Genomic DNA, 2,527 nt, shown 5'->3' on the forward strand with positions numbered 1-2,527 from the left:
TGGCCGTTAACGGTGATCCTGCCGTCGGCATCACAGCAGGCCACGGTGTCCCCCGGTAGGCCAATGACCCGTTTTACGTAGGTCGTGTCACTGCCGGTGAGGCCAAGCCACTGGGTGATGGCGGATGCGGCGTCCACCAACGGGCCCTTGCCGCTGTTGAGCGGCGCGAAGGTTCCCCGGCCGTCGAAGACCACGATGTCGCCCTTGCGGACCGGTTGTGCCCGGAAACCGGTCCGGGACACCAGGATGCGGTCCCCGCCCTCGAGGACCGGCTCCATGGACTCGGACGGTATGAAGTAGACATCCAGCCAGAGCGAGCGGACCAAGCCGCTGACTGCAATGGCGAGGACAAGGGCAAGGAACACAAAACGCCAGCCCATTTTTCGGGGCTGGCGTTTTGTCTGGTCCATAAGTCCGTATCCTGCGCGCTGGTGCATGGCTTCGGCGCTGGCCGAATACGCCTGCGGCCCTGCCTTTGTAGGTCTGTAAGGACTTACTTGGCGGTGCTGAAGTCGCGCTTTTCCTTGATCTTCGCAGCCTTACCGCGCAGTGCACGCATGTAGTAAAGCTTGGCGCGGCGCACGTCACCCTTGGTGACGAGCTCGATCTTTTCGATGATCGGGGAGTGCACCGGGAAGGTACGCTCCACGCCGACACCGAAGGAGACCTTGCGGACCGTGAAGGTCTCACGAACGCCCTCGCCCTGGCGGCCCAGGACGAAGCCCTGGAAAACCTGGACACGGGTGTTCTTGCCTTCGATGATGTTCACGTGAACCTTGAGGGTGTCACCCGCGCGGAACTCGGGAACATCGGTGCGCAGCGAAGCTGCATCTACAGAATCGAGAATATGCATGATTGCACTCCTGGTGAACGCCACAGGTCATTCACTTTGGGTCACGGCAGCCAAGCCCGGACGCTTGCAGCGCTACCGGAAATTCCTGCCGAAAGGTAAGTGGTCCGTCCTCTGTCACTGATTGAAGAGGCCGGTTGTCAAGCTGTTGGTTGCGCTCCCCCTGTGGCAGGTGCGGACCCAGCAGACACAAGGACTAATTTTGCCACAGTCCGCCACGTACAGCCAATTGCCCTACGGTCACTACGTTGAACGGGGCCGGTTCAGTGCGGCTGTTCCCCGGGCCCGTCCCGGCGCCGCAGCCGGCCGTCCACGACGTCATAGCCCAGGTCCTGCAGGGCGGCGCGGTCGGCGCGGGGCAGCTTCCCGGCGTCGAACGTTTCGAGCAGGTCCGGGCGGCGCTCCGCCGTCCGGCGGAACTGTTCGCTGCGGCGCCACTGCGCAATTTTTCCGTGGTTGCCGCTAAGCAGCACGGCCGGCACTTCACGCTCGCGCCAGACGGAAGGCTTGGTATAGACGGGGTACTCCAGCAGCCCGTCCGAATGGGACTCCTCCACCAGCGATTCGGGATTGCCGACGACGCCCGGCAGGAGCCTGCCGATGGCCTCGACCATGGCCAGGACGGCCACTTCCCCGCCGTTCAGGACGTAGTCCCCCAGGCTCACGGGGCGTACGATGAAGTGCTCGCGGGACCACTCGATAACCCGCTCATCGATGCCCTCGTAGCGTCCGCAGGCAAAGGCGAGGTGCTCCTGTTCCGCCAACTCGTAGGCGAGTGCCTGCGTGAAGCGCTCCCCCGCCGGCGATGGAACGATCAGGACCGGTTTACCCGCATCTCCAGGACGGTCGGCAGCGATGGACGAGAGCGCCTGCGCCCACGGTTCAGGCTTCATCACCATTCCGGCGCCGCCGCCGTAGGGCGTGTCATCCACTGTGCGGTGCTTATCGGTGGTGAACGAGCGGAGGTCGTGGACGCGAAGGTCCAGCAGCCCGTCCTGGCGGGCCTTGCCGATCAAAGATAGTTCCAGCGGCGCCAGGTACTCGGGAAAGATACTGACGACGTCGATCCGCATCTACGCTTTGCCTTCACTATCCGTAGCGGCGTCCTGGTCTGAGTTGAGCTCGAACAGGCCGTCCGGCGGGGTGAGGAGGATGAAGCCTTCCTCGATGTTGACCTCGGGCACGATCTGCTCGACGAAGGGAATGAGGATTTCTTCCCCGTCCGGGGTTTTGACCAGCAGCAGGTCCTGCACGGGCATGGTGTTGAGCGCGGCAACCTTTCCGACAACACGGGACCCGACCCGGGCGTCCAGGCCCACCAGCTCGTGCTCGTACCAGCCTTCATCGTCGTCCTCGTCCAGCTCTTCGGTTTCGATGAAAAGCTTGGCGCCACGCAGGGTTTCCGCTTCATTGCGGGTCTCAATCCCGTCAAAGCCCAGCAGGAGGATGTCCTTGTTCCAGCGGGCGCTGTTTACGGTCAGCGGGCCCGCAGATTCCGGCTCAACCACAAATTCCGTGCCCGGCACAAACCGGTCCTCAGGGGCATCGGTCAGGACCTGGACGGTAACTTCACCGCGGATGCCGTGGGGTTTGCCGATTCGTGCCACCTGGAGCTGCATGTGTTCCTCTGTCTTGGATGTGGTTTGGCGGTGTTCTGCGGAAAGAACTCCGGCCCCT

At 63.2% G+C, this 2,527-nt stretch carries 4 protein-coding genes; all 4 read right to left on the reverse strand.

Features of this window, described 5'->3' with window-relative positions:
* A partial coding sequence (gene lepB, locus AC5RWX_RS32370; RefSeq protein WP_494100269.1) for a signal peptidase I occupies positions 1-410 on the reverse strand: 410 nt, incomplete at its 3' end.
* Positions 411-493: 83 nt separating this feature from the next.
* Positions 494-853 carry a 50S ribosomal protein L19 gene (gene rplS, locus AC5RWX_RS32375; RefSeq protein WP_458781780.1) on the reverse strand — a complete coding sequence of 120 codons (360 nt, stop codon included), beginning with the start codon at positions 851-853 and terminating at the stop codon, positions 494-496.
* A 260-nt stretch (positions 854-1,113) separates the two neighbouring features.
* Complete coding sequence (gene trmD / locus AC5RWX_RS32380) at positions 1,114-1,923, reverse strand: tRNA (guanosine(37)-N1)-methyltransferase TrmD (protein ID WP_494100270.1); 810 nt, start codon at positions 1,921-1,923, stop codon at positions 1,114-1,116.
* On the reverse strand, positions 1,924-2,469 hold the full coding sequence (gene rimM / locus AC5RWX_RS32385) for a ribosome maturation factor RimM (RefSeq protein ID WP_494100271.1): 546 nt from the start codon (positions 2,467-2,469) through the stop codon (positions 1,924-1,926).
* Positions 2,470-2,527: the final 58 nt, after the last annotated feature.

This window comes from Arthrobacter sp. SPT-J7, assembly GCF_059089965.1.